This is a genomic window from Rhodococcus sp. CX, from assembly GCF_015865005.1.
GTDB lineage: Bacteria > Actinomycetota > Actinomycetes > Mycobacteriales > Mycobacteriaceae > Rhodococcus.
The window spans coordinates 70,715-95,040 of record NZ_JADZGH010000099.1 but is presented as its reverse complement, the minus strand read 5'-3'; the positions used below and the strand labels follow the sequence as shown (position 1 = coordinate 95,040).

General features: G+C 66.7%; 22 protein-coding genes and 3 pseudogenes. 8 read left to right on the top strand and 17 right to left on the bottom strand.

The window, feature by feature from the left end; all coding sequences use genetic code 11:
• The 5 genes and pseudogenes from I0Q12_RS10890 to I0Q12_RS10870 form a co-directional block, all read right to left on the bottom strand.
• Positions 1-201: pseudogene (locus I0Q12_RS10890) on the bottom strand (hypothetical protein); the annotation flags it as partial.
• Positions 198-1,382 carry an acyl-CoA dehydrogenase family protein gene (locus I0Q12_RS10885; RefSeq protein WP_197251934.1) on the bottom strand — a complete coding sequence of 395 codons (1,185 nt, stop codon included), beginning with the start codon at positions 1,380-1,382 and terminating at the stop codon, positions 198-200. The gene I0Q12_RS10885 and the pseudogene I0Q12_RS10890, both read right to left, overlap by 4 nt.
• Positions 1,382-1,621, bottom strand: a complete 240-nt coding sequence (locus I0Q12_RS10880) for an acyl carrier protein (RefSeq protein WP_197251933.1) — start codon at positions 1,619-1,621, stop codon at positions 1,382-1,384. Before I0Q12_RS10880 ends, I0Q12_RS10885 begins: the two co-directional genes overlap by 1 nt.
• Before the next feature lie 18 nt (positions 1,622-1,639).
• Positions 1,640-2,047 (bottom strand): holo-ACP synthase, encoded by a 408-nt coding sequence (locus tag I0Q12_RS10875; RefSeq protein WP_197251932.1) that lies wholly within the window; start codon positions 2,045-2,047, stop codon positions 1,640-1,642.
• 323 nt (positions 2,048-2,370) lie between these two features.
• The gene (locus I0Q12_RS10870) at positions 2,371-3,747 is read right to left on the bottom strand and encodes an NAD(P)/FAD-dependent oxidoreductase (protein ID WP_197251931.1); all 1,377 of its coding nucleotides are present in this window, start codon (positions 3,745-3,747) and stop codon (positions 2,371-2,373) included.
• Between the two features lie 136 nt (positions 3,748-3,883).
• Between I0Q12_RS10870 and I0Q12_RS10865 the strand changes: the two genes are divergently transcribed.
• Entirely contained in the window at positions 3,884-4,768 is an 885-nt protein-coding gene (locus I0Q12_RS10865; protein ID WP_197251930.1) for a LysR family transcriptional regulator, read from the top strand.
• On the opposite strand, the gene I0Q12_RS10860 is transcribed toward I0Q12_RS10865, so the two are convergent.
• On the bottom strand, positions 4,765-6,054 hold the full coding sequence (locus I0Q12_RS10860) for an MFS transporter (RefSeq protein ID WP_307846170.1): 1,290 nt from the start codon (positions 6,052-6,054) through the stop codon (positions 4,765-4,767). The genes I0Q12_RS10865 and I0Q12_RS10860 overlap by 4 nt on opposite strands.
• A 181-nt stretch (positions 6,055-6,235) precedes the next feature.
• Between I0Q12_RS10860 and I0Q12_RS10855 the strand changes: the two genes are divergently transcribed.
• Positions 6,236-7,075, top strand: a complete 840-nt coding sequence (locus I0Q12_RS10855; protein WP_197251928.1) for an alpha/beta hydrolase — start codon at positions 6,236-6,238, stop codon at positions 7,073-7,075.
• 92 nt (positions 7,076-7,167) lie between these two features.
• On the opposite strand, the gene I0Q12_RS10850 is transcribed toward I0Q12_RS10855, so the two are convergent.
• The 6 genes and pseudogenes from I0Q12_RS10850 to I0Q12_RS10825 form a co-directional block, all read right to left on the bottom strand.
• Positions 7,168-8,145: an alpha/beta hydrolase gene (locus I0Q12_RS10850; RefSeq protein ID WP_197251927.1), complete on the bottom strand. Its 978-nt coding sequence runs from the start codon at positions 8,143-8,145 to the stop codon at positions 7,168-7,170.
• A gap of 80 nt (positions 8,146-8,225) precedes the next feature.
• Positions 8,226-9,380 (bottom strand): alkaline phosphatase family protein, encoded by a 1,155-nt coding sequence (locus tag I0Q12_RS10845; RefSeq protein ID WP_197251926.1) that lies wholly within the window; start codon positions 9,378-9,380, stop codon positions 8,226-8,228.
• Between the two features lie 28 nt (positions 9,381-9,408).
• On the bottom strand, positions 9,409-9,693 hold the full coding sequence (gene catC, locus I0Q12_RS10840; protein WP_197251925.1) for a muconolactone Delta-isomerase: 285 nt from the start codon (positions 9,691-9,693) through the stop codon (positions 9,409-9,411).
• Positions 9,694-9,743: 50 nt separating this feature from the next.
• A complete protein-coding gene (locus tag I0Q12_RS10835; protein ID WP_197251924.1) occupies positions 9,744-10,871 on the bottom strand; it encodes a muconate/chloromuconate family cycloisomerase in 1,128 nt (375 codons plus the stop codon).
• Between the two features lie 100 nt (positions 10,872-10,971).
• Positions 10,972-11,823: a catechol 1,2-dioxygenase gene (catA, locus tag I0Q12_RS10830; RefSeq protein ID WP_197251923.1), complete on the bottom strand. Its 852-nt coding sequence runs from the start codon at positions 11,821-11,823 to the stop codon at positions 10,972-10,974.
• A 424-nt stretch (positions 11,824-12,247) separates the two neighbouring features.
• Positions 12,248-13,182, bottom strand: a pseudogene (locus I0Q12_RS10825) (AraC family transcriptional regulator).
• A 192-nt stretch (positions 13,183-13,374) separates the two neighbouring features.
• Here I0Q12_RS10825 and I0Q12_RS10820 point away from each other — a divergent pair.
• The 3 genes from I0Q12_RS10820 to I0Q12_RS10810 all read left to right on the top strand — a co-directional run bounded on the left by I0Q12_RS10820 (position 13,375) and on the right by I0Q12_RS10810 (position 16,176).
• The gene (locus I0Q12_RS10820) at positions 13,375-13,941 is read left to right on the top strand and encodes a flavin reductase family protein (protein ID WP_197251922.1); all 567 of its coding nucleotides are present in this window, start codon (positions 13,375-13,377) and stop codon (positions 13,939-13,941) included.
• A 45-nt stretch (positions 13,942-13,986) separates the two neighbouring features.
• Positions 13,987-15,603 carry a 4-hydroxyphenylacetate 3-hydroxylase family protein gene (locus I0Q12_RS10815; protein ID WP_197251921.1) on the top strand — a complete coding sequence of 539 codons (1,617 nt, stop codon included), beginning with the start codon at positions 13,987-13,989 and terminating at the stop codon, positions 15,601-15,603.
• Between the two features lie 81 nt (positions 15,604-15,684).
• Positions 15,685-16,176 carry a hypothetical protein gene (locus I0Q12_RS10810; protein WP_197251920.1) on the top strand — a complete coding sequence of 164 codons (492 nt, stop codon included), beginning with the start codon at positions 15,685-15,687 and terminating at the stop codon, positions 16,174-16,176.
• A 76-nt stretch (positions 16,177-16,252) separates the two neighbouring features.
• Here I0Q12_RS10810 and I0Q12_RS10805 read toward each other — a convergent pair whose 3' ends face one another.
• Complete coding sequence (locus I0Q12_RS10805) at positions 16,253-17,233, bottom strand: alpha/beta hydrolase (RefSeq protein WP_197251919.1); 981 nt, start codon at positions 17,231-17,233, stop codon at positions 16,253-16,255.
• 219 nt (positions 17,234-17,452) lie between these two features.
• On the opposite strand from I0Q12_RS10805, the gene I0Q12_RS10800 reads away from it, so the two are divergent.
• Positions 17,453-18,373 carry an SMP-30/gluconolactonase/LRE family protein gene (locus I0Q12_RS10800; protein ID WP_197251918.1) on the top strand — a complete coding sequence of 307 codons (921 nt, stop codon included), beginning with the start codon at positions 17,453-17,455 and terminating at the stop codon, positions 18,371-18,373.
• A gap of 84 nt (positions 18,374-18,457) precedes the next feature.
• Here I0Q12_RS10800 and I0Q12_RS10795 read toward each other — a convergent pair whose 3' ends face one another.
• From I0Q12_RS10795 to I0Q12_RS10780, 4 genes are all read right to left on the bottom strand, one after another.
• Complete coding sequence (locus tag I0Q12_RS10795; protein ID WP_197251917.1) at positions 18,458-18,895, bottom strand: nuclear transport factor 2 family protein; 438 nt, start codon at positions 18,893-18,895, stop codon at positions 18,458-18,460.
• Between the two features lie 37 nt (positions 18,896-18,932).
• On the bottom strand, positions 18,933-20,387 hold the full coding sequence (locus tag I0Q12_RS10790) for an aldehyde dehydrogenase (protein WP_197251916.1): 1,455 nt from the start codon (positions 20,385-20,387) through the stop codon (positions 18,933-18,935).
• 55 nt (positions 20,388-20,442) lie between these two features.
• A complete protein-coding gene (locus I0Q12_RS10785; RefSeq protein ID WP_197251915.1) occupies positions 20,443-21,633 on the bottom strand; it encodes an NAD(P)/FAD-dependent oxidoreductase in 1,191 nt (396 codons plus the stop codon).
• A 69-nt stretch (positions 21,634-21,702) separates the two neighbouring features.
• The gene (locus I0Q12_RS10780; RefSeq protein WP_197251914.1) at positions 21,703-22,947 is read right to left on the bottom strand and encodes a cytochrome P450; all 1,245 of its coding nucleotides are present in this window, start codon (positions 22,945-22,947) and stop codon (positions 21,703-21,705) included.
• Positions 22,948-23,083: 136 nt separating this feature from the next.
• Here I0Q12_RS10780 and I0Q12_RS10775 point away from each other — a divergent pair, with 136 nt between their 5' ends.
• Positions 23,084-23,296, top strand: a complete 213-nt coding sequence (locus tag I0Q12_RS10775) for a ferredoxin (RefSeq protein WP_269437595.1) — start codon at positions 23,084-23,086, stop codon at positions 23,294-23,296.
• 189 nt (positions 23,297-23,485) lie between these two features.
• A pseudogene (locus I0Q12_RS10770) lies at positions 23,486-24,326 on the top strand (IS982 family transposase); the annotation flags it as partial.

The following is a 24,326-nucleotide window of genomic DNA, read 5'->3' as shown; positions in this document are numbered from 1 at the left end:
GGTCGTCGTCGCGGCCCGGCCGGGTCCCGCCGCGACGACGACCCGGTCGATGCCGTCGACGAGGTCCTCGAAAACGCCGGAGCGCCCGTACAACCCGGGAACTCCGGTTTCGACGAGCAGGCCGGCGGCGATCAGTTGCTGCTGGAATTCCCGGCGCGCCCGATCCAGCTCGGTTTCGTCCTCGATCGATGTGGTGCTCATATCGTTCCTCGGTAGGCGAGTGACATCTGGGCCGAATTGGCCATGATGCGATCGTTGTTCACCATCACCGCGGCGCCGAGCGCGTCGCGCATGTGACGTCCCAGGGAGTAGGGGCCGTCCTCACGGTATCCGGCGATACCGCAGATGAGCAGGGCCTTGGTGACGAGTTCGACGACGAGCGTCGACGCGGTCACCTTCAGGTTGTTCATGGCCAGCGAGAATCCGAGGCCGCTCGGGTTCTCGTGCTCGACGATCGTCGCGTCGAACCGGGCCGCGGACGCGAAGACGAGATCGGAGAACTGCTGGAGCACGCCGGCGGCCTCGGCCAGACGCAGGGCGCCGGGCGGCGTCACGCCGGGTTGCTTACGCCCCGCGGCCCGAACGAAGCTGCGGGCCTTGTCGATTGCGGCGTCGGCGATACCCAGCCACGCCGCGGACCACACGCAGTGGGACACTGGCAGCATCGTCCGGGACGAGATGTCGGCGTAGGACGCGGGGACGATCATGTCGGCGCTGCTGCGGGCCTCCAGCACGAAGCCGGGGCTGCACGTGCCGCGCATTCCGAGGGTGTTCCAGTCCCCGGTGCGCTCGAGGGTCACGTCGTCGCGCCTGCACACCACGAGCACCTGATCACTCGCGGGGTTGTCCTCGGTCCGCCGTGCGGTCACGAGGACGGCGTCGGCGTACTCCCCGTAGGAGACGACGGGGGTGTTCTTGCGCAGGGTCACGGTGTCGCCGTCGACCCGGGCCGCACAGACGCTCCTGCGGACGTCGCCACCGGTTCCGAGTTCGGTGGTCGCCGACGCGAGGAGAAGCTCGCGGGAGGCCACGTCGCGGACGAAGTCGACCATTGCGGCGCTGTCGGCGTGGTGGACGAGCGAGACGATCTGGGTCTGGTGCATCGCGAAAACCATGGCGGTGGACGCGCAGTAGCGGCCCAGTATCCGGGTGATCTCGCACAGTTCGCCGAGGGAGGCGCCGGCGCCGCCGTGTTCCGGCGGCACACCGCACGACAGCAGCTTGTGGGCGCGGAGTGCCGCGACGGCTTCGTGGGGGAACCTGGCGTCGCGATCCACCTCGTCGGCCCACTGTGCCGCGATGTCACGACCGACGCTCTCGGCACGCTCACGAAGGGGCGGCGGCCCATCGGTTTCGGCGTTGCGCTCGTCGAGGAGGCTCATCACACACCCAGTTCGGTGAGGGCCGCGTGGATGGCATCGACGCTCGCGAACGTGCTCTTGCGCAGCAATTCGTCGGGGAATTCGACGTCGAACGCGTCCTCGAGCGCGAGCATCACGTTGACGCTCGCATGCGAGGTGAGACCCAGTTCGTACAGATCCGCGGACCGTTCGACGGCGGTCGAATCGACCGACAGCCGCCCGTGCTCGCCGAGAATCTTGCGGATGGCCTGCTCAGTCATGCTGGGTCACTTCCTGTTCTACGTTCCTGCGACGACCGCCGTCACGGTCGCGAGGGCATACCTGGGTTCGTGCGAGATCGAGACCTGGATATCGGTCACCTGTTGATCTCGGGCGAGTGCCGCAGCGTTACCGCTGAGTTCGACGGTGCACCCGCCCCATTCGGCTCGCCGGATCTCGATGGAACGCCACGGCACCGCGGTGTCACCCGGGCGCAGCACTTTCAGCACCGCTTCCTTGGCCGCGAACCGCGCGGCGAGGCGTTGGGACCGGTGTGCGCCCGTGCACGTCTCGAGTTCGTGAGGTGTGAAAGTGCGGGTCAGGTAACGATCTCCGAAAATTTCGATGCTGTCCGCGACGTCCTGCACGGTCACCAGATCGCACCCGATCCGTGGGGTCCACGTGGGACGGCGGTCGTCGAGGGTCACGGGACCTCCTGCGGGTCTTCCGGGCTCGATGCGGCACCGGCGTCTCGTGTGCCGTACGGGGCACCACCGGAACGCACCGAGTGTGCCGAACACTGTAACCGCAGGTCGCAGGGCGCCGCGTAGTCCGATCGGACTGTCCGCCAACGAATTCTGGATTTTCACCCCATGTTTCACCCACCCACGGATCTGCGCGGCGCCGTGTCGCCGTCCCCCACAACGAGCTGCGCCCCGGACGGTAATCGTCCGGGGCGCAGCTGGTCGGTATCGGGTCAGACGGTCGGTCTCGGTCAGGCGTTCGGTCTCGGTCAGGCGGTCGGTCTCGGTCAGGCGATGGCCGGGGCGGGTTCGCGTTCGTCGTCCGGTGCATCCGTGACCACCGGTTCCTCCACCTCCGCGGCCGCTTGGTTCACGGCCGGAACCGGCTCGGCGGTCTGCGCGTAGTAGAAGTGCGGACGCCGGCGGCCGAGGAACGAACCGCACCACGACATCACCGCGATGTAGCGGTTGCGGAAGCCCACCAGGTAGACGAGGTGGACCGCGAGCCACAGAACCCACGCGATGAAGCCGGTGAGCTCGATCTTGCCGACGCGGGTGATCGCGCGGAAGCGGTTGATGATCGCCATGCTGCCCTTGTCCCGGTACCGGAACGGGGTGCCGGCAGGGATCTTGCCGAGGATCATCTTCGCGACGTGGCGGCCACCCTGCATCGCGAACGGCGACTGCGCGGGCAGATTGTCGAGCGTGACCATGTCGCCGATCGCGTAGATGTTGTCCGCGCGGCCGACGGTGAAGTCGTTGTCGACGAGCAGCCGGCCACCGCGGACGGTGTCGCAGCCGGTGCGCTCGGCGAGCACGCCGGCGAAGTCGTTGGCCTGGATACCGGCCGACCAGATGATCGTCTCGGCGGTGAGCCGGCGCGTTTCCTCGGTCGACGGCGTCGTCAGGGTCGCGCCGTGCTCGTCGATGTCGGTGACCATCGTGTTGAGCACGACATCGACACCGGCCTTCTCGAGCGACTCCTTCGAGTACTCGCTGAGCTTGCCACCGAACGGCGGGAGCACCTTGTCCGCGCCCTCGACGAGGGTGACGGTGACGTCGTCGGCATTGATGTTGCCGATCGACTCCGCGAAGTAGCGCTGCGCGAGCTCCTTGATCTGGCCGGCCAGCTCGACGCCGGTCGGGCCTGCGCCGACGACGATGAAGCTGAGCAGGTTCTTGCGGAGCTCGGGGTCGGTGGTGATGTGCGCTTCCTCGAAGCACCGGATGATCTGGCGGCGCAGCTTCTCGGCGTCGTCGACCGTCTTGAGAGCGTACGTCAGATCGGCGAACTCGTCGCGGCCGAAGTAGGCCTGACGGGCGCCGGTCGCGGCGACGAGGTGCTTGTAGCCGAGGGTGTGGCGCTTGCCGGCGGCCTCGTAGACGACGGTGTTCGCATCGGGGTCGACGTCGACGACACGACCGAGCCGAACGTCGGCGTTGGGATACTTGGCGAGGATCGCGCGGACCGAGGGGGCGATCTCACCGGGCGAGATGACGCCCGTGGCGACCTGGTACAGCAGCGGCTGGAAGAGGTGCTCGGTGGTTTCGGAGATCAGCACGAACGGGGTGCCCGCCTTGCCGAGCTTCTTCGCGGCCGCGAGGGCACCGAAGCCCGAGCCCACGATGACGACATCCGTCCGATCGAAATCTGCATCGCCCATAACCTGCCAAGACCTCCACATTGAAGTCGACTCAAATCGATGTATGAGTCCCACCGTATGTATCTCGCGGGGTCCGGTCCACTAACCTGGGAGATTCGAAATACTGTTATCTGGTTTGCTCATAAATAGGAGGCCGATGGATTTCCGGCAACTGCGGTACTTCGTGGCCGTCGGAGAGGAGTCGAGCTTCTCGCGGGCCGCTCAGCGCTGCTTCATCTCGCAGTCGGCGATCAGCCACCAGATCGCGAAGCTCGAGCACGAACTGGGAACGAGCCTGTTCGAGCGGTCCACCCGCGTCGTGCGGCTCACCGACGCGGGCCGCCGGCTCATGCCGATCGCCGCCGAAGTCCTCGCCCTCGAGGCGCGCGCCCTCGAGGTGGGCAGGCCGCCCCGCGACCGCATCCGGATCAGCGCGAACATGAGCTTCGCCGCGCAGAGCCTCGACGCGATCTCCCGGGTCCGCGAGCAGCACCCCAACCTCGACATCGAGTTCGTCATCCGGGACTTCACGGACCGCGTGGACGCGGTGGCGGCCGGCGACGCCGACCTCGCCCTCATTCGCGGCGACATCGACCGGCCGGAACTCGAGGCGATCGAACTGGGCGTCGAGGACCTCGTCATCGTCACCTCCAGCCAGCATCCGCTGTCCGCGTTCTCGACGGTCGATCTCCGCGACCTCGCGCACTATCCGCTGCTGCTGCCCCCGCGGCACAGCCAGATCCTCATCCACCGGGTCGTCGAGAACGCGTTCCTCGAGGTCGGGCGCCGCGTCCAGCTCGGTCCCGCCATCGCGAGCGACCACACCGCGACGCTCGAGGTCCTCACCAATCCGCGGGCGTGGACGGTGCTGTACGCGGGCACCGTCGATGCGACGCCCCGCACCGGACTGCGGATCATGAGCGAAGCCCGGCAGCGGTTGCGCGTGCCCGTGTGCGCGGTCGTGCGCGCCGGCGCGACCCGCAGCCGCGAGTTCGACCACCTCATGCAGGCCCTGGCCGGGTCGATCGTGCCCTCGGATTAGGGGCGCGTGTCGACCCGTTCGACGACGTCGAGCGGGTGGGCGATCTCGTCGGCCGGCATGCGCCCCACGGTCAACGCGACCAGCGCGAGGACCAGTGGAACCGTGCCCACGACGACGAAGATCACCGGAACCGGCACCACCGTCGCGAGCGGTCCGGCCAGCGCGACCGACACCGGCATCAGCGCGAGCGACACGAAGAAGTCGAGGCTCGACACGCGGCCGAGCAACTCCCCCGGCACGCGGCGCTGCAGCAACGTGCCCCAGATGACCATGCCGGCGCCGTCGGTGAGCCCGACGACGAACAGCGCGGTCGCCATCACCCAGAACGACGAGGTGTATCCGAGCACCGCGAACGGTACCGACCCGAGACCCCAGCACAACACCATCGCGGTCAGGTACCTGCGCGGCAGGCGTCCCGCCGACACCGCGAGCGAGCCGATCGCTCCCCCTGCCCCGAACGCGGTCAGGAGCAGACCGAAGGCCCGTTCCCCGTTGGCGAAGTTGTCGCGGACCAGGAACGGCAACAAGACTTCGATCGGTCCCATGACCACGAGCACCATCAGGCACGCGAACAGCAATGTCCACAGAAGCCACGGGGTCCTCACGGTGAACGCGAAGCCTTCCCGAAGATCGGCGAACACGTTCGAGTGGCCCGTGGGTGCCGACGTCGACGACCCTGACATGGACGCCGGAAGGGGCCGCACGAACAGCAGCAGGACCATCGACGCGGCAAGACCGACGGCCACGACGACTGCGCCCGTGGCCGGCACGAACGCACCGACCACCATGCCTGCCACGGCCGGACCCAGCGCCTGCTGCAGCGTCGGCCGCAACGCGCCTTCGAGCCCGTTCGCGGCGAGCAACTCCTCCGCGGGCAGCACGCTGGGCAGATAGGCGCTGTACGCCGGGAAGAAGAAGGCGACGCCGGCGCCGAGCACGGCGGACGCGATTGCCATGTGCCACAGGGCGAGCGCGCCGGCCGTTCCGAGCACGGCGACCGCCGCGACTGCGACCAGGCTCGCGCCCTGGACCGTCACCAGGATCGCGCGTTTGGACAGACGGTCCGCCGCGACACCACCGACGAGCGCGAACGCGATCAGGCCACCGCTGAAGCAGGCCGCGACCGCGGACAGCGCGGTCGGTGAATCCGCAAGCGCCAGAACCTGGAAGACCATCACCACGGTCCACATGCCACTGGCGAACAACGACAACGCGACCGCCGCGATCAACAGCCGGTAGTCGCGGCGGCGCAGCGGGGCGAACGCACGCAGGCGCCGTGCGTCCACGGTCGTCGATTCGAGGGAAGTCACGAATACCAGGCTCCCACCGAGGTCGGGTCCCGAGCCACGCATTTTTCGCCCGGCCCCTCCTCCCGCCGGCCCGGTCACCGGTACGGGGCACACTCCGCGGCGTCTCGTGCAAGGATGCGGTTCGTCACGCACGTCGAGTCCACGGCAGGGAGACGCCATGCAGCACTCCGAGTCCTCGTTCACCGGCGGGTCCGCAACGCGGATCGTCTACGACATCTGGTCGCCCGACGGCGATCCCCGCGGCGTCCTGGTGTTGTGCCACGGCCTCGGCGAGCATGCCCGGCGGTACGACCATGTCGCCGAGCGGCTCACCGAGATCGGCCTCGTCGTCTATGCCCCGGACCATCGCGGTCACGGACGGTCCGGGGGCAAGCGCCTGCACCTGCGGAAGATGACCGAATACACCGACGACATCGCCCGGCTGTTCGCCATCGCCGACGAGGCGCATCCCGGCCTGCCCCGGTTCCTGCTCGGGCACTCGATGGGCGGTGCGATCGCCCTGAGCTATGCGCTCGACCATCCGGGGGAACTGACGGCGCTGGCGCTGTCCGGTCCCGCGGTCGTCGTCACCGCCGGCACTCCCGGGGTGGTCGTCGAGGCCGGCAAACTGATCGGCCGGTTCCTGCCGGACCTGCCGGTGCAGAAACTCGACAGCAAGCACGTCTCCCGCGACCCGGCGGTCGTCGCCGCGTACGAGGCCGATCCGCTCGTGCACCACGGCCTGGTGCCCGCGGGCGTCGTCCGTGCCCTCGTACTCAGCGAGCAGTCCTATCCGAAGCGCCTGCCGTCGCTGACGGTGCCGGTGCTGCTGCAGCACGGCACCGAGGACAAGCTCACCGATCCGTCGGGCAGCCGGTTGGTCGCGGACCTGGCCGGCTCGGACGACGTCACGCTGAAGATGTACGACGGTCTGTACCACGAGGTCTTCAACGAATACGAGAAGGAGAAGGTCCTCGACGACCTCATCGAGTGGCTGAAACCGCGCCTGGCGGCGTAGCCGCCGGTGTCCCTTTGTGGCGGTGGGAGCCGCCGGTGTCCCTTTGTGGCGGTGGGAGCCGCCGGAAGGGCACACGGGCGGCGAAGCCGCACCTACGCGGTGCGGCTGCTTCCCTCGGTGGCGACGGACCGGCGCGCGAAGTCGATGCTGAGGTCGAGCAGCGCGCGGGCCTCCGGCAACGTCTGACCGATCACCGGGAACGCGTGGACCTGACCGGCCCAGATGTGGGTTTCGATCGGACGCCCCGTCCGTTCGATCGCTTCGGTGACGATCTCGACGTCGGGCCGGGTGATCTCGTATTCGGCGACGGAGAAGAACACCGGCGGGAACAGCGTGGGGTCGGCGTCGACCGGTGCCTGGGCGCCCTCGATGTGGTCCGGACCGTCGAGCCACTTGTCGCGCAGCTTCTCGAGCTGTCGCATCGGCAGGTACGCGTCGCGCTTCATGTAGTCGGGGTCGTGGGATTCGAGGTTCAGGTTGAGCAGCGGTGAGAATCCGATGACGGCGGCCGGTCGTGTCATGCCGCGCAGCGCCGCGATCTCCGCGACCTTCATCGCGAGGTAACCGCCGGCGGAGTCACCAGCGACGATGACGCGGTTCGGGTCCTCGGCGACCGAAAGAACCGCGGTGTACGCGGCCATCGCATCCATCACGGACGTGCCGATCGATCCGTCCGGCAGCTGCCGGTAGGCGGCGGAGTAGACGGGCACGCCCGACTTGGCGGCGAGCAGCGAACACACCGTGCGGTGCGTCGCGAGTCCGCAGAACACGAATGCACCGCCGTGGAAGTACAGGATCGTCGCGCCGGCGAGGGAGTCGGTGGCGGGACGCGGCGGCTCGATCCGTTCGCTGGGCACTCCGCCGAGCGTCACCGGGTCGATGTCGACGCCGCGCGGCCGGGGCAGCAGCTTGTCGACCTGCCGGTCCAGCCTGCTCAATACGGAGATACCGCGGTCGGTGGCGGGCCACCAGGTCATGATCGGCTTGATGAAGATCCGGGCGAACCAGAAGATCAGCCAGGCCTTCACGCTGATCGACCAGTGCCAGACCGTCGCTCCGTGGGTGCGCATGTACGCCACGATAAGTCGGGCACGACGGCTCCGGCGACGTACTGTCGCTCACAGATCCACCCCCGGCGTCGCCCGGATCATCAGGTGTGCAGGCGGATCGGATCCGGCGACAGCAACGGAATCAGCAGTTCGTCGTCGGTGAGCGCACCGTGCTGGCCGGGCATCCGCGCCATGACGAGTTCCCCGTCGGTGCGGATCACCGACGATTCGCCGCGGCCGATCGCGACGATGTCGCCGACACGGCTCGCCGCGTCCGGGGACGGTTCCGGCCCGAAGAGTCCGGCGGCGAGCACGTCGTCGCGGGTGCCGACCCACATCTCGTCGCCGAGTTCGTTGCGCCAGCGTTCGAGGACCGCGTCGGGGCGTTCGGTATGGACGTGGCGGCAGCGGGGTTCCCCGGCGATGTAGGTGACGTCCTCGGACAGGCCGTCGCAGTGGTCGTAGTCGAAGCGCCGGCCCCGGGTGGTGTCGACCATTCCGTGGTCGGCGGTGACGACGAGTCGCGTTCCGTCCGGTAACGCGTCGGCGAGTTGTTCGACGAACCTGTCGACGACGGTGAGTTGCGCGAGCCACGCCGAGGACTCCGGACCGTAGAGATGGCCGAGGGTGTCGACCTCACCGAGATAGCCGTAGACGAGGGTGCGCTCGCCGGAACCGACGGCGGTGACGATCCGGGCGAGCAGGTCACCGTAGGCGGAGACGCCGACGAACCTGCCGCCGCGCAGTACCGCGCGGGTCAGTCCGCTGCCTTCGAACGTGCGCGGGACGACGGTGGTGACGGCGATACCGCCCCGCTCGGCGCGTTCGAAGACGGTCGGGTGTGCCTGCACGAGTTCGGGGACGAGCTGGGTGCGCTGGTCGATCGCGGTGCCGGCGAGTGTCCAGCGCAACCAGTTGAACGGGCTGCGGATCTCGCGCAGGTACGCCTGGTATCCGGTGACGCCGTGCCGCCCCGAGGGCAGACCGGTTCCCAGCGACGCGAGGCTCACCGCGGTGGTCGTGGGGAATCCCGCGCGGATCGGCTCCCCCGTCATCCCGGTCAGGAACGGTGCGGCACTGCTGTTGCGTTGCAGCAGATTCCAGCCCATTCCGTCGACGAGGAGTACGACGGTGCGGGCGCACTCGGTCAGTTCGAGCCGATTGCGTTCCCCGGCCACGCCCGCGGATGTGAGCACCGACGGCAGCAGATCCGCAAGGGTCGGCTGTTCGTAGACGTCTCGGAGCGGCAGACTCATACCCCGAGTATGGACCGTCGGCGCGCGTTTACTCCTTGATGTCCGATCCGTGCCTGGTCAACGGCATGATTTCGATCTTCATGAAGGGAAACAGCGGAAGGTTCCACAGGATCTCGTGCAGTTCGTCCGCCGAGTCCACATCGAAGATGCTGATGTTGCTGTACTGGCCGACGATGCGCCAGATGTGCGGCCACTTGCCCTTGCGCTGCAGTTCCTGGCTGTACGCCTTCTCCTTCGCGATGGTGTCGGCGCGGACCTCGGGGTCGAGGTCGCGGGGGATGTCGACGTCCATGCGAACGTGGAACAGCGCCATGGTCGGTTCTCCTGATCCGGGCTTGTCTGATCTGGCTGTGGTCGGTCGGGTCAGTCGCGGGCGAGGTGCTTGACGACGTCCATGTCGAGTTCGACGCCGAGGCCGGGGCCCGGCGGGAGGTGCACCTGACCGTCGGAGTAGTCGAGCGGCGTCTGCAGCAGCTCGACGGCGAACAGCTGCGGACCGAACAGTTCGGAGCCGTAGTCGATGCCGGGTTCGGCGCACGCGAAGTGGACGGACGCGGCGGTGCCGATCGGGCCTTCGATGGAGGTGGCGCCGTGGCAACGGAGCCCGGCTGCCTTCGCGACCGCGACGACCTGCTTGCTACGTTGCAGCCCACCGCATTTCGTCGTCTTGAGTGCGATGACATCGGCGGCGCCGCGCTTGGCCACTTCGTATGCGTCGTGCGGGGTCTGCACGGATTCGTCGGCCATGACCGGTGCCGCGACCCTCCGGTTGATCTCGGCGAGAACATCGAGTTGCTCTGCGGGGGTGGGCTGTTCGATGAGCTCGACCCCACCGTCGACCAGTTCCGGCACGTGACGCAATGCGGTGAAGCGATCCCATCGGGCATTGACGTCGATGCTGAATCCGACCTTGCCGTCGAACGCCTCGACGACCTTGACGACGCGTTCGGTGTCGACCGCCGGATCGAGCGCACCCATCTTGAGCTTGAAGGAGAAGTTCAGGCGCTGCTCCATCTTGTGGGTGACCTCCTCGACGATCTCCTCGAGGGGAGCGGCGCCGAGAGCCCAGCGCACGTCGACGCCGGTGCGGAACGCGCCGCCGAGCAGCGTGTGCACCGGGACGCCGAGGCTGCGCGCCCACGCGTCGTGCAACGCGACGTCGACGGCGGCCTTCGCGAATCGCGCGTTGGCGACGATGCGTTCGAGATCGACCATGATGCCGGTGATGTCGTCGACGCCGCGGCCGGTGATGTACGGGCCGATGTAGCGGTCGACGATGGCCTTCATCGTCTCGACCGATTCGCCTCCCCACCACGGTCCGCCGGGCACGACGCCTTCGCCGTAGCCGGTGACGCCGCCGGCGGTGGTGACGGCGACGAGCAGGATCGGCTGCGCCTCGGCGGTCGTGGTCGCGAACTTGTGAGGGCGGATCAGCGGGACGTCGAGAATCGTGGTCTCGACGGAGACGATCTTCAGGTCCGTGTCGGACATCGAGGGAACTCGCATTCGGGTCGGTTGCCGGTGGACTCGCGCTCGTGCGTGGTTTCGGTAGCGGGTGCTACCGAAACCACGCACGAGGGGCGGGGGCCGGTCAGGCCTCGGGGTCGAGCGCGAAGTTGTAGGTCACCTCGGCGACACCGTCGGCATTCGGCTTCGGGTCCAGGATCAGCTCCGGCTTCGTCGCGGAGGCGACGTCGCTGTCGACCCAGTCGCCACCCTTGAAGTAGAGCTGGGTGGTGATCGAACGGTGTCCGGCACCCTTGACCATCAGGTGCAGGTGCGCCGGGCGCCACGGGTGGCCGCCGTAGGAGTTGATGAACCAACCGGTCGGTCCGTCGGCCGGGATCTGATACGGCGCGGGCTTGAGCGTGGTGATCTCGAAGAAGCCCTCGTCGTCGCAGACGATCGTGCCGCGCAGGTTCCACTCGGGGATGCCGGGAGCGAACTGGGAGTAGAAGCCGTCCTCGTCGGCGTGCCACAGTTCCACCGTGGCGCCGGGCAGACCCTTGCCCTCGAGATCGGTGACCTGACCCTTGAAGATCAGAGACGGTGCCGCGGCATCCTTCTCGCGCATCGGCATCGTGCACTTGGAAGGGAGCTTCGGCGAGTTCTCGACGTAGTACGGGCCTTCGATGCTGCCCTTGGTGCCCGCGTAGTTGTTGCGCTCGTAGTGCACGGCCTCGACCTCGTGCTCGAGGTACACGTCGAGCCACAGCGGCCATTCGCCGTACTCGCCGACGTCGATGAGCCACTGCTTGAGGACGCGGTACTCGTCGTACGTCACCTGGTGCTTGTGGACGATGTCGGCGAGGGCCTTCAGGACATCCTGGATGATCGCGCCGGCACGCTCGACCGAGGTGTCGGACGAGACGCGCTCGCCCTTGAACTTGTCGGTGGCGGCATTGCCCGAGCCGAAGGCGGTGGGGTTCTCCGTGGTGGTCATGGACACTCCTCGTGAGGTCGAACTGGTCTGACGCGACAGTCGCGAAAGTTGTTGGGGGGCTTTGCGGGGGGCTGGCCTGTGGCCCGAGGCGAAATACGCTCTGCGTACAACGGCGCGCACTGCGTACGTTGGATACTGTGCGCGCTGTCACATCGGGTTGTCAACTACATGTCCGGACATGTGAGGCAAATCCGCAGGTGAGAGAGCTGATGCCTAGCCGGAACGAGGGAGATGCCCTAGGCACTGACCGGGCTTCGCCGACGGCCCGACTTCCACCGACGCCGAACTCGCCAGTGCCACAGCGCTGTCCCTCCTGCTGCCCGCCGGATCCTGCCGACCCTGCGAAAACCGGTCCGTATCAACGACACCAGTGGCCGATGGTCGCCGACCTCCGAATCCGCCTCGCCCGGAGCGCTCGACGACTTCAGGAACGCAGCGTTTCGGACGGCGCGACGCCGTACTTGCGCCGGTAGGCGGCGGCGAACCGGCCCGTATGGGTGATACCCACTTGAGTGCGACGTCGGTGACGCAGACCTCGCCACGATCGGCCTCGGACAGCTCCGCATGGATGCGCTCGAGGCGCAGGTCGAGCAGGTATTCGCGGGGGCAGACCCCGACGTATTCGCGGAAGCCCTCCTGCAGCCGGCGAACGCTGACCCCGGCGACCTCGGCCATGTCGGCGCTGGTCCAGGCCAGTGACGGATCCTCGTGCAACCGGTCGAGGACCCGCTTGATGATGCGCGGACGCGCGATCGCACCAGGGTCGGTCTCCTGCATGACGGCGAGAACGAAAGCCGAGATGATCGCCCCGGACAACTGGTCGGCGACCAGCGGATTGTTCCAGGGTGAGGCGCCCGATTCGAGGTTTCCGACCATCGCCCCGAGCATCGACAACCAGTTCTTCCCGGCCTCGGTCGTCAGGTCCGCCTGAGGAGGCAGCTGCAGCCCCGGCCGTCCCAGTACCCGGGCCATCTCCCGGTGCAGGTAGTCCCGGTCGAGCTTGACCCCGACGATCTCGCAGTCCGCCGTCCATCGCGTGATCGCCGCCGCGGTGTCGGGACGGAAAACCGTAGCGTAACCGTGCGGGGAGACGACCTCCCGCCCCTCGCTCACCGACTCGATCTGCCCAGCTAGAGGGATGTTCACGGCGTATGCACCGGGGTGATCGGACTCGAGCGACACCTCGGCGCCCCAGCCGACGCGGGCGAGCCGTAACGGACCGAGATCGACCTTGCGCAACGTCACCTGCGGGGCGGTGACAGCATCGGACGGACGCAGCGAATGCGGGAAGTAGGCGTCGGACACCACTACTTCCGCTTCATCCCAATTGTCGGGAATCCCCACGTCATCGGTGTGCATCCACCCTCCTCGGATCACGTTTCGGGGCTTTGGTCCCAGTGTGACCGGCAACACTACCCTCCGCAAACAAGGGCGCCGGTCACTTCGCCGCGCAAGATGGATAATGGCCGCGCTCAGCGGATCGCGAACCCCCTTCCACCCGGAATATGGTCTGGATCACACCACGACGGATCGACCGGAAGGGCCTCCGAGATGGACCAGCGAGAGCTTCGAAACATCTTCGGGCAGTTTGCAAGTGGCGTCACCGTCATCACCTGCAACAACCACGAGGGCACCCCCCACGGGGCCACTGTCACCGCATTCACCGCGGTTTCGCTCGAACCGCGGCTGTGCCAGGTGACCCTGACGCGCACGTCGAAGGCGTGCCGCTTCCTGTCCGGTGCGCCGTTCGCGGTGAACATCCTCGCCGACGACCAGGTCGACACCGCCCTGCACTTCGCGGGACGTCCCCAGTCCCCGGAACCCGTGTGGGAGCAGGGCCCGACCGCCCCGGTCCTCGCCGGCACCGCAGCCACGCTGTCGTGCGTGCCGTGGCGCGAATACGACGGCGGCGACCACATCATCTACATCGGCGAGATCGTCGACGCCACCGCCCGCGCCGACGCACAACCACTTCTCTTCTACCGCAGCACATTCCACGATCTCGGCACACCCAGCGCGTCCGCCGCGTGGAACGGATCGCTCGACGACCCGCACAGCGGATGGTTCGACGCATCCACCCGCTTCACGCCCATGCGCGTCGCCGTCCCCACGGCGTGACCCCCGTTCTTCTTCATCACCTTCCCCGTCACCAGGAGAAATGACATGACCACGACCGAGCCCCGCCCCACCGAGACGGTCGACCGATCCAAGGTCAACGTCGCCGCCGACAGCGCGGCCAACCAGCAGCAGAACTTCGCGAGCCGCCCGATGACGGGGGACGAGTACATCGAGTCGATCAAGGACGGTCGCGAGATCTACCTGCACGGCGAGCGGGTGAAGAACTACACCGAGCACCCGGCCTTCCGCAATTCGATCCGCATGACGGCCCGCCTGTACGACGCGCTGCACACCGGCGAGCACGTCGACAAGCTCACCACGCCGACCGACACCGGCAACGGCGGCGTCACCATGCCGTTCTTCCGCACCCCCAAGTCCGCGGACGACCTGCGCGCCGACCGCGACGCCATCGCCACCTGGGCACGCCTGACCTACGGCTGGATGGGCCGCAGCCCCGACTACAAGGCCTCCTTCCTCGGCACCCTCGGCGCCAACGACGAGTTCTATTCGCCGTTCCAGGACAACGCGAAGCGCTGGTACCGGGAATCGCAGGAGAAGGTCCTGTACTGGAACCACGCGATCATCAACCCGCCGGTGGACCGGTCGCTGCCGCCGGACGAGGTCGGCGACGTGTTCATGAAGGTCGAGAAGGAGACCGACGCCGGCCTCATCGTCTCGGGCGCCAAGGTCGTCGCGACCGGTTCGGCGATCACGAACTACAACTTCATCGCCCACTACGGCCTGCCGATCAAGAAGAAGGAATTCGCGCTGATCTGCACGGTGCCGATGGACGCCCCCGGCATCAAGCTCATCTCCCGCGCGTCGTACTCGCAGAACGCCAACGTCGTCGGCTCGCCGTTCGACTACCCGCTGTCCTCGCGCATGGACGAGAACGACGCCATCTTCATCTTCGACAAGGTGCTCGTACCCTGGGAAAACGTCTTCATGTACGGGGACGTCGAGAAGATCAACAATTTCCTCGGCGGGTCCGGCTTCCTCCAGCGCTTCACCCTGCAGGGCTGCACCCGCCTGGCGGTCAAGCTCGACTTCATCGCCGGTCTGCTCATGAAAGCCCTCGACGCCACCGGCGCCGGCGGATTCCGCGGCGTACAGACCCGCGTCGGTGAGGTCATCGGCTGGCGAAACCTGTTCTGGTCGCTGAGCGATGCGATGGTCAACAACCCCGAGCCGTGGATCGGTGACACCGTCACTCCGAAGCTCGAATACGGCCTGACCTACCGGATGTTCGCGATGCAGGGCTACCCGCGGATCAAGGAGATCATCGAGCAGGACGTCGCGTCCGGCCTGATCTACCTGCCGTCCTCGGCCGCCGACTTCCAGAACCCGGACGTCCGGCCCTACCTGGACAAGTACGTCCGCGGCTCGGACGGCATCACGGCCGTCGACCGGGTCAAGGTCATGAAGGCACTGTGGGATTCGATCGGATCCGAGTTCGGTGGCCGCCACGAACTGTACGAGCGGAACTACGCCGGCAACCACGAGAACGTCAAGGCCGAGCTGCTGTTCGCCGCCGAGGGACGCGGCGACGTCGCCTCGATGAAGGGCTTCGCCGAGCAGTTCATGAGCGAGTACGACCTCGACGGCTGGACGGTTCCGGATCTCATCGGAAACGCCGACGTCAGCGCCTTCTACAAGAAGTAACCCAGACTGCCGCGCGCGGGCAGCAGTGCCCCACCTGCCCGCGCGCGGTCCCGAACCACGCCCCCAGCGAAGGAGCGCCCGATGTTCCTGGCACAGCCGGATTCCCGACCCCCCTGCATCCCGGAATTCGATGTCGCCGTCGTCGGGCGCTCCTTCGCGTCACTTCGCGCAGCCGTCCGGCTGCGGAACGAACTCCACCTCTCGGTCCTCGAAATCGACACCGCCACATCGGCTTCGTACGACGAGATCGACAACCGGTGGGACCTCCGGTGCGATCGCGAGGTCGTCGCCCGCGCCAAGTTCGTCGTCGACGGCGACGGACACGTACCACTGAAGGGTCGCGACGACAACACATTCGACGCGTCCGACCTCACCGCGCACGGATTCCCCAACCTGTTCCGTCCGGTCCACACGACCCGAACCGACAGCGTCGGATACACGGTCCGGTGCATCGGTCACATGCGGTCCCACGGCCACGACTACGTCGAGCGACGTCTGCACACTCCGATCGCCGACGACGACTATCCCGAACTGTCCTTCGACCGTCCCGTCCCGCCGATGTGGGTCGGATAGCACCGCACTCGCCTACCCGAAAGGCAGCCGCACACGTCCTGGACGTGTGCGGCTGTCTTCTGCGTGCGCGAGCTGGTCAGAGGCTCGAGCGCGTCCCCTCACCGGGGAGCGCGTTCGCGATGCCCTTACCGTCGAGCACATCGTTGACCGCTTCGACGACGTAGTCCATGCCGTCCTTCGCGCCCGGCAGCACGTTCACGAACTGGAAGAACCCGTGCATCTGGCCTTCGAAGATCTTCTCGCGCACAGGAACACCCGCCTCGGCGAGCTTACGGACGTACGCTCGCCCTTCGTCGTGCAGCACATCGTGTTCGGAGATGAGGACCACCGCCGGCGCCACGCCGGCGAGGGATTCCGCCTTCAGCGGGGCGGCCTCCCAGCGCGCACGGTCGGCGGTCTCGGGAACATAGAGGTCCCAGAACCATTTCATCGACGCGGCGGTGAGCATCAACTCGTTGGCGGGATCGAGGTAGCTCACATTGTCGAAGTTGTCGTCTGTGACCGGGTAGACCAGCACCTGCAAGTCGATCTCCGGACCGGCCTCACGTACGGTTCGCTGCGCGACCACGGCGGAGAGGTTACCGCCGGCACTGTCACCGGCGACGATGAGCGGGCCGTCCGATGCCGCGAACCTGCCGCGGTTCTCGGCCGCCCACTTCAGCACCGCCCACGAATCGTCTGCGGCAGCCGGGAACTTGTGCTCGGGGGCGAGGCGGTAGTCGACGATCGCGACGGCGCAGTCGGTGCGCTCGGCGAGCTGACGGCCGAGGGTGTCGTACCCGTCGATGCTGCCGACCACCCAGCCGCCGCCGTGCAGATACACGATGAAGCCGCGCGCGTCACCAGAAGGCACGAGCACCCGCACCGGGACCTCGTGGCCGTCTGCCGACGGCACGGTGACGTTCTCGACTCGCGCCATCTCCGGTCCCTCGCCGACGAGCTCGATGAAGCCGTCGCTCATCTCGCGCGCCTCTTGGGGCGTCATCTCGTGCAGTGCGGGTCCTCCGGCCTTCGCCATCTCGGCGAGGAAGGCGGACGTTGCGGAATCCAGGGCCATGAGTACTCCTTCGACGGGGGCTGCGGCACATCACGAACGATTGGAGGAGGGCTCCGGAGCGGTCCACCCTCGACAGTGATGCAGATCACCCTAACGATAACTATCATTAGTTGCAATAGATCGATCCAGGTCTGCCATCGGCCGATATTTATGAATATGATTGTTCTAGTTTTGAGGGGGGTCACGTGGACCTCCCCGCACGACACGGAAGGCACCGATATGACCGCTGGAAATCAGGACACCACTCTGCAGAGCCCGATCGACACCATCGTGTCCGACCGCGCCTTCCTGGAGTGCCCCCGCTGGCACGAGGGTCGCGTATGGGTCTCGGATCTGTACCGCCACGAGGTGATCTCGATCGGTGACGACGGCGACGTGGTCGTCGAAGCAACACTAACCGGCGACGAACCGTCCGGTCTCGGATGGCTTCCCGACGGCCGACTCCTCATCACCGCAATGGAATCCGGATGCATCATGCGCCGCGAGGACGACAGCGAGATCGTCGTGCACGCGGACCTGTCGTCCGTGGCCACGGGCAAGCTCAACGACATGGTTGTTGCCGCCGACGGCACCGCCTATGTCGGAAGTTTCGGGTTCGAATTCAAACGCGACACCCCGATCCGGCCGGCCAATCTCGTCCGGGTCGCTCCCGACGGCACGTTCTCCGTCGAAGCCGAGGATCTGCTCTTCCCGAACGGCATGGTGATCACGCCCGGCGGCACTCTCGTCGTCGCGGAATCGATGGGGAACCGTCTGACGGCGTTCGACATCGAATCCGATGGCTCCCTGTCGAATCAGCGCACGTGGGCCAGCTTCGGTCCGGAACTGCCCCGCGACTCGGTCAAGGCCGCGATGAGCGCTGCCGCAGTTGCACCCGACGGCATCGGTCTCGACAGCAGCGGTGCCGTCTGGGTGGCCGACGCACTCAACCGGCGCGTCGTTCGAGTCGTCGAAGGCGGCCGGATCACCGAGGAGGTCCGGTTTCCCACCGGAGTCTTCGCGTGCATGCTCGGCGGGCACGAGGGCAACACGCTCTACGCCTGCGCCGCGCCCAATTCGTCGGAAGCGGCCCGACGTCACACCCGGGATGCGAGCCTGCTCGCGACCCGTGTGAACGCCACCCATGGCGGACGTCCCTGACACCGCACATACCCGGATACCGAAAAGGGAGGTTGTCCCACTGCGATCGACTCGCAGAGGACAACCTCCCTGTTCGTCCGAGGGTCAGTACGGCTGGTACTCGACCTCCCCTGCCGGCAGATCGATCATCCGATCGACGGAGATGCCCTTCCGCTCGATGAGCAAGTTTCCGCCACGATCGACGTAGACATCCGAATACCGCCCGTAGAGACGCTGATTCGAGCCCGGAGCACACACCGTCGCCTCGAAGTACGCTTCGACGTTCACACGTCCGCCCTCTCCGGGTGTGACGCGGACGTTCGAGATCAGGTGACGCGAGAACTCTGCCGGGGATTCGACGAAAGCGCGGTACACCCCGATGAACTCGTCGGGGCCGCTGTCCGGCTTCCCGTTCTGCTCGATGGTGACGTCGTCGGTGATCAGGCCCCGGAGAGCGTCGAGATCGCCGGTGTCCACCGCGGCAGCGTAGTTATACAGCAATCTCTCCGCTCGGTAGCCGAGCTCAGCAGAAATCGATTCCACCGCAAATCCTTTCCTCGAAGGTTGTCCGGTTTCCGGCTCAGAACTCCTGGATCAGCTTGGTTTCGAAGAAGGCGTCGAATCCCTCGACTCCACCTTCCCGGCCGAGACCGGACTGCTTGTATCCGCCGAACGGCTGCACCACACACATCGCGTAGCCGTTGACCGAGATCTGGCCCGTCCGAACGCGCCGCGCAATGTCCTGGGCCAGGGATCGGTCCTTCGCGTACACCGCTCCGGACAATCCGTAATCGGAATCGTTGGCGATCGCGATCGCCTCATCGATCGAGTCGAACGGAATCACCACCAGGACCGGGCCGAAGATCTCTTCCTGGGCGATGCGCATGTCGTTGCGGACGTCGGCGAACAACGTCGGCTCGACGTACCATCCGCGATCGAGGTGGGCGGGCTTACCGCCACCCACGACGAGCCGGGCACCTTCCTGCTTGCCGATCTCGATGTAGTCGAGCACCCGCTTCTGCTGCCGTTCGGCCGCCAGGGGGCCGATGAACGTATCGGGGTCCCGCGGGTCGCCGACCTTCACGCTCTTCATGACCGCCTCGATCGCCGCGACGACCTCGTCCTGGCGCTCCCGGGGGACGAGGATCCGGGTCAAAGCTGCACAGACCTGGCCCGAGTGCCCGATACCACCGAAGACCATTCCGGGCAGGAACGAGTCGAGCTCGATGTCATCGGCGATGATCGCGGCCGACTTGCCCCCGAGCTCGAGGGTCACACGCTTGATCTTCTCCGCCGCCCTCGTCATCACCGTGCGTCCGGCGACGGTGCTTCCGGTGAAGCTGATCTTGTCGACGTCGGGATGGCCGACGAGATGATCGCCGACCTCCCGTCCGGCGGGGAGAACACTGATGACGCCTTCCGGGAGGCCCGCGGCCTCGAGCGCCTCCGCGAGCATCATCGTCGTGACCGGACCCTCGGGTGCGGGCTTGAGCACCACGGTGCACCCGGCCGCGAGCGCGGGGGAGATCTTCAAGGATGCCGTCGCGACAGGTCCGTTCCAGGGGACGATCACTGCGACGACACCGATGGGCTCGCGAACGACCTTGCCGCGGCCGTCCTTCCAGGTCCGTTCCTCCTCGAACGTGAAACGCTCGTGGAAGGTCGCCGCGTCGTCCCACATGTCGACCGCGTTCTGGTGGAAGAGAGTCGAGATCGCTGCCGGGCCACCCAGTTCGAGGGTGAACGCCTCGGCCATGGCGGGGATGCGCTTCTTGACCTCGTCGCCGACACGCACGAGCGCTTCGGCGCGCTCGGCGGGTGTCATCCTGGGCCAGGGTCCCTCGTCGAATGCCTTGCGCGCTGCCGCGACAGCCCGATCCATATCCGCCTCGCGAGCCTCCGGGACCGACGCGATCACTTCTCCGGTGATCGGTGAGATCACGTCGATGACGGCGTCGCTCGACGGCTCGACCCAAGACCCGCCGATGAACAACTTGTCGTAGCTCTTCAACTGAATCGGAGTTGCTGTAGTCATTTTCCGTTCCTCACTCGGCCGTGCGCGGGCGCGGCTGCTCGATGATTGACGAGGTTCAGGGGGTGGGCAGGGGCGCCGGCTGCAGCGGTGCGTCCAGATCGCTGATCACACCGGGCTCGACGACGGCGCCCCGGTCGATCGCCATGCGGGCCTGCACCATGTGACGCGGGGAGTCGACGGACAGGTGGGCGGTCAGCCTGGAGGAGTCGTCGATCCACGCCGCGCCCCACTTGCCGTCTCGCCCCTCACGGAAGACCATCCGATCGGATGAGGCTCGGTGCCCGACGAATTGGACCTTGTGCCCGAACTGATCGCTCCAGAAGTACGGGACGGGGTCGAAGACGGAATTACGGTCCGGCCGGAGCAGAGCCGCAGCGATCGTTGCCGGCCCGGTTCGTGCGTCGTCCCAGTGCTGCCCGACGATCCGGCTGTGGTAGCGCGGCGACCATCGCGCCGCGACGTCACCGACGGCGAACACCGCCGGATCAGCCGTACGAAGGGACTCGTCGACGACCACCCCACGGTCGACAGCGAGACCGGATTCCGCGAGCCACGCGACCTCCGGCCGGACACCGATACCGGTGACGACGACGTCGGATTCGACGAGCGTGCCGTCCGTGAGGACCGGTCCGGCCTCGGTGACCTCGGCGACCGCCACGCCGCAACGCAGTTCCGTACGGTCCCACCAGGGGAGCATGCGCTGCGCCACATCGAACCCGAGTGGTTCGCACAACGGGGCGGGGGCCGATTCGAGAACAGTTACCGAACATCCGAGAGCATCTGCCGTGGTGGCGATCTCGGCGTTGATCCAGCCGGCTCCGACGAGCGTCAAGCGGGTCCCGGGTCGAAGCCCGGCGCGCAGCGCATCCGCGTCGGCGGCGGTCCGCAGCACGTGCTGCCGGCCGGAACCGGGGAGGACGACCGGAGCGGCCCCGGTGGCGACGACCAGCGCATCGTACGGATGTGCTCCGGCTTCGGTGAGAACGAGCCGTCGCTCGCGGTCCAAGCCGGTGGCCCGGGCCCCGAGGCGGACGCCGATCCCCAGACCGTCGTAGTCGACGTCGAAGACCGTGTCGCGACGCTCCGCGAGCGCAGCCTTGCTCAACGGCGGGCGATCGTACGGCGGTACATCTTCACCGCAGAGCAATTCGATCTCGCCGTCGAACCCTTCGGCGCGCAACGCCTCACACGTTCGCAATCCCGCCAGCCCGCCCCCGACGACCAGAATCCTTCTGCCGACGAACACGCCGTTCCCCTGTCTCTCGATTGCCCTACGGAATGAATTGTGTTCCGGCCGTTCCGGTGCGTTCCGGCCTCAGTAGAGCGTGTAGTCGGTCAGAACACGCGGGCCCGGCGTGTACGTGGCGGGGATCCGCTGCCAGCCCATGTTGGTGCCCTGGTGCGGGTACCGCTCGAGCGCGGAGAAGTCGACCTCGTAGTCGGGCATTCTCTCCAGAATCTGGCTGATCAGCGTCTTCGACATGTAGCGACCGAGATGCGAACCCGCACAACGGTGTACACCGATTCCGAATGCCGTGTGCCGGTTCGGCCAACGGTCGATGTCGATCTCGTCCGGGTTCTCGAACCACTTCTCGTCGCGATTCGCCGACGACCAGGACAGAAGGACCCGGTCGCCCTTGCGCATGGGACATCCCTGGAACTCGACATCCTTGGTGACCGTGCGGGCCAGCGCCTGCGTCGGGGAGAAGTAGCGCAGAAACTCCTCGACAGCATGATCCATCAGGCTCGGGTCGTCGATGAGTCGTTGCCGCACGGCCGGATGCTCGGCGAGCCACACCAGAGCCTGGCTCACGAGCGAGGCGGTGGTGCCGACGCCGCCGGCGAGGAGCAGATCGACGATCGAGTACATCTCGAAGTCGTCCAGACGACGGCCGTCGACTTCCTGTTGCACCAGATAGCTGATGATGTCGTCGGTGGGGTCGTCGCGGCGTGCGCGAATCGTTTCGCGCATCCGCTCACCCAGGTAGGGGAATTCGACCTCCATCGCGTGCCGGTAGTCGTCGCTTCCCGGGATGCCGGCCAGAGCCTGATGGTGTGCGTGCGAGTAGCGCTTCCAGTCGGCCAGGTCGAGTCCGAGCCAGTCCACCGTGACAATGGACGGCACGGAGATGACCGACGTGAGATCGCAGCGGCCGTCCTCGATCACGCTGTCGATGAAGCCCGCCGTGTGCCGGTCGACGAGCGTCTTCATGCGTTCGACTGCGGCCGGAGCGGTGATCGGATTGACGATCTTCCGATACTTGCGGAATTCGGGCGGGTCGAGCTCGATCGGGATGTGGAAGTGCATCGGCGTCTTGGGGATAACGACCGAAAGTCCTTCTCCCCCATGTTCTGTCCGCGCCGAGGAGAAAATTTCGTCGTCGCGTGCGGCCTCGAAGACCGAGTCGTAGTCGGCGAGTACCCAATACCCACCGTGGGCTTCGGTCCATGCCACCCGCTCGTTCTGGCGTACCTTGCGGTACGACGCCACCGGATCGGCGGAATGTTCTTGCGAGTTGTGGTCGAAGTCGATGACAGGGCAACCGGTGCGATTTTCCATCGCGTGAACCCTCCTGCTCGGAATCAGGGATCTTCTGCTAATGGTTATAACAGATGCTAGAGTAGCGTAGGTCACATCGCCAGCCCAGCCATCCGATCAAAAGTTCAATGAGACGGCATTCCGAGATGCCCGCACGATGGAAGGAGCAACCATGAAGGTTGTCGTAGACGAAAATCACTGCCAGGGCCACGGGCTGTGCTTCATGACGTCCCCCCAGGTGTTCGCCCTGCGAGACGAGGACGGCCACGCGTACGTCCTCCCGGGGGGCGACGATATTGCGAACGAGCAGGCCGCCCGCGACGCTGCCGCATCGTGCCCGGAGCGCGCCATCTCGGTCGTCACCGACTGAACCGGAGCGGCCACGACGAGACAGGGAAGGAACTCCTCACCGGAGTTCCTTCCCTGTCTTGTTCGCGCCGCTCCCGGGAGCACGCCGACCCGGGTCTCACCCTAGATGGGTGATTCCTTGAAGGATGACCGCCGACAGATCCGAGGGGCCACTGCAGGAGAGGTAGGCGGAGGGTTTCAAGATCAATGTGTGACGAAAGAACTCGAAACCCTCCTGACCGAACTCTACGTACGACCACATCGCCCCGCCCCGCACCGGACGCGGCCGACGACCCCGGCTATCCGACGCCGAACTGCTCACCCTCGCCGTCGCACAGGTACTGCTCGGATTCGACTGCGAACGACGCTGGATCCGACACCTGCACGGCAGCACACAGATGCGCGCCCTGTTCCCGTACCTTGCCCGCCAATCCGGCTACCACAAACGCCTGAAAGCAGCACGAGGATTGCTGTGCACCGCAATTCGTGTCCTCGCGAGAACTCACCGTCCTGGTGCGACGATCTGTGGATCACCGACGCCACCCCGGTTCCGTGCGGCATGTCCCGCGAAACCGTCAAGCGCTCGGACCTGGCCGGGCACGCCGGCTACGGCTACTGCGCCTCCCACACCCGATACTTCTGGGGACTCGAGCTGTACCTGGTGTGCGCCGGCGACGGCATGCCCATCATGTGGGCGCTGGCGAACCCGAAGATCGGCGAACGCGAGGTCGTCGCCGCGATGCTCGAACGCGAACACCACCTGATCCGGTCCGGACAGGTCCTGCTCGCCGACAAGGGCTTCGCCGGTAAGGCCTTCGCCGCCGAGACCGCCGCTCTCGGTGTGCGGTTGCTGCGCCCGGACCGCAAGGACGAGACCTACCGCAACGGCAACCTCGGTGGGGTGCGGCAGTGGATCGAATCGGTCAACGACACCCTCAAAGGCCAGCTCGGCCTGGAGGAACACGGTGGTCGCACCACCCATGGGGTCTTCACCCGGGTCGCTCAGCGCCTGCTCGCGATGGCCGCGGGGATCTGGCACAACTGGACCATCG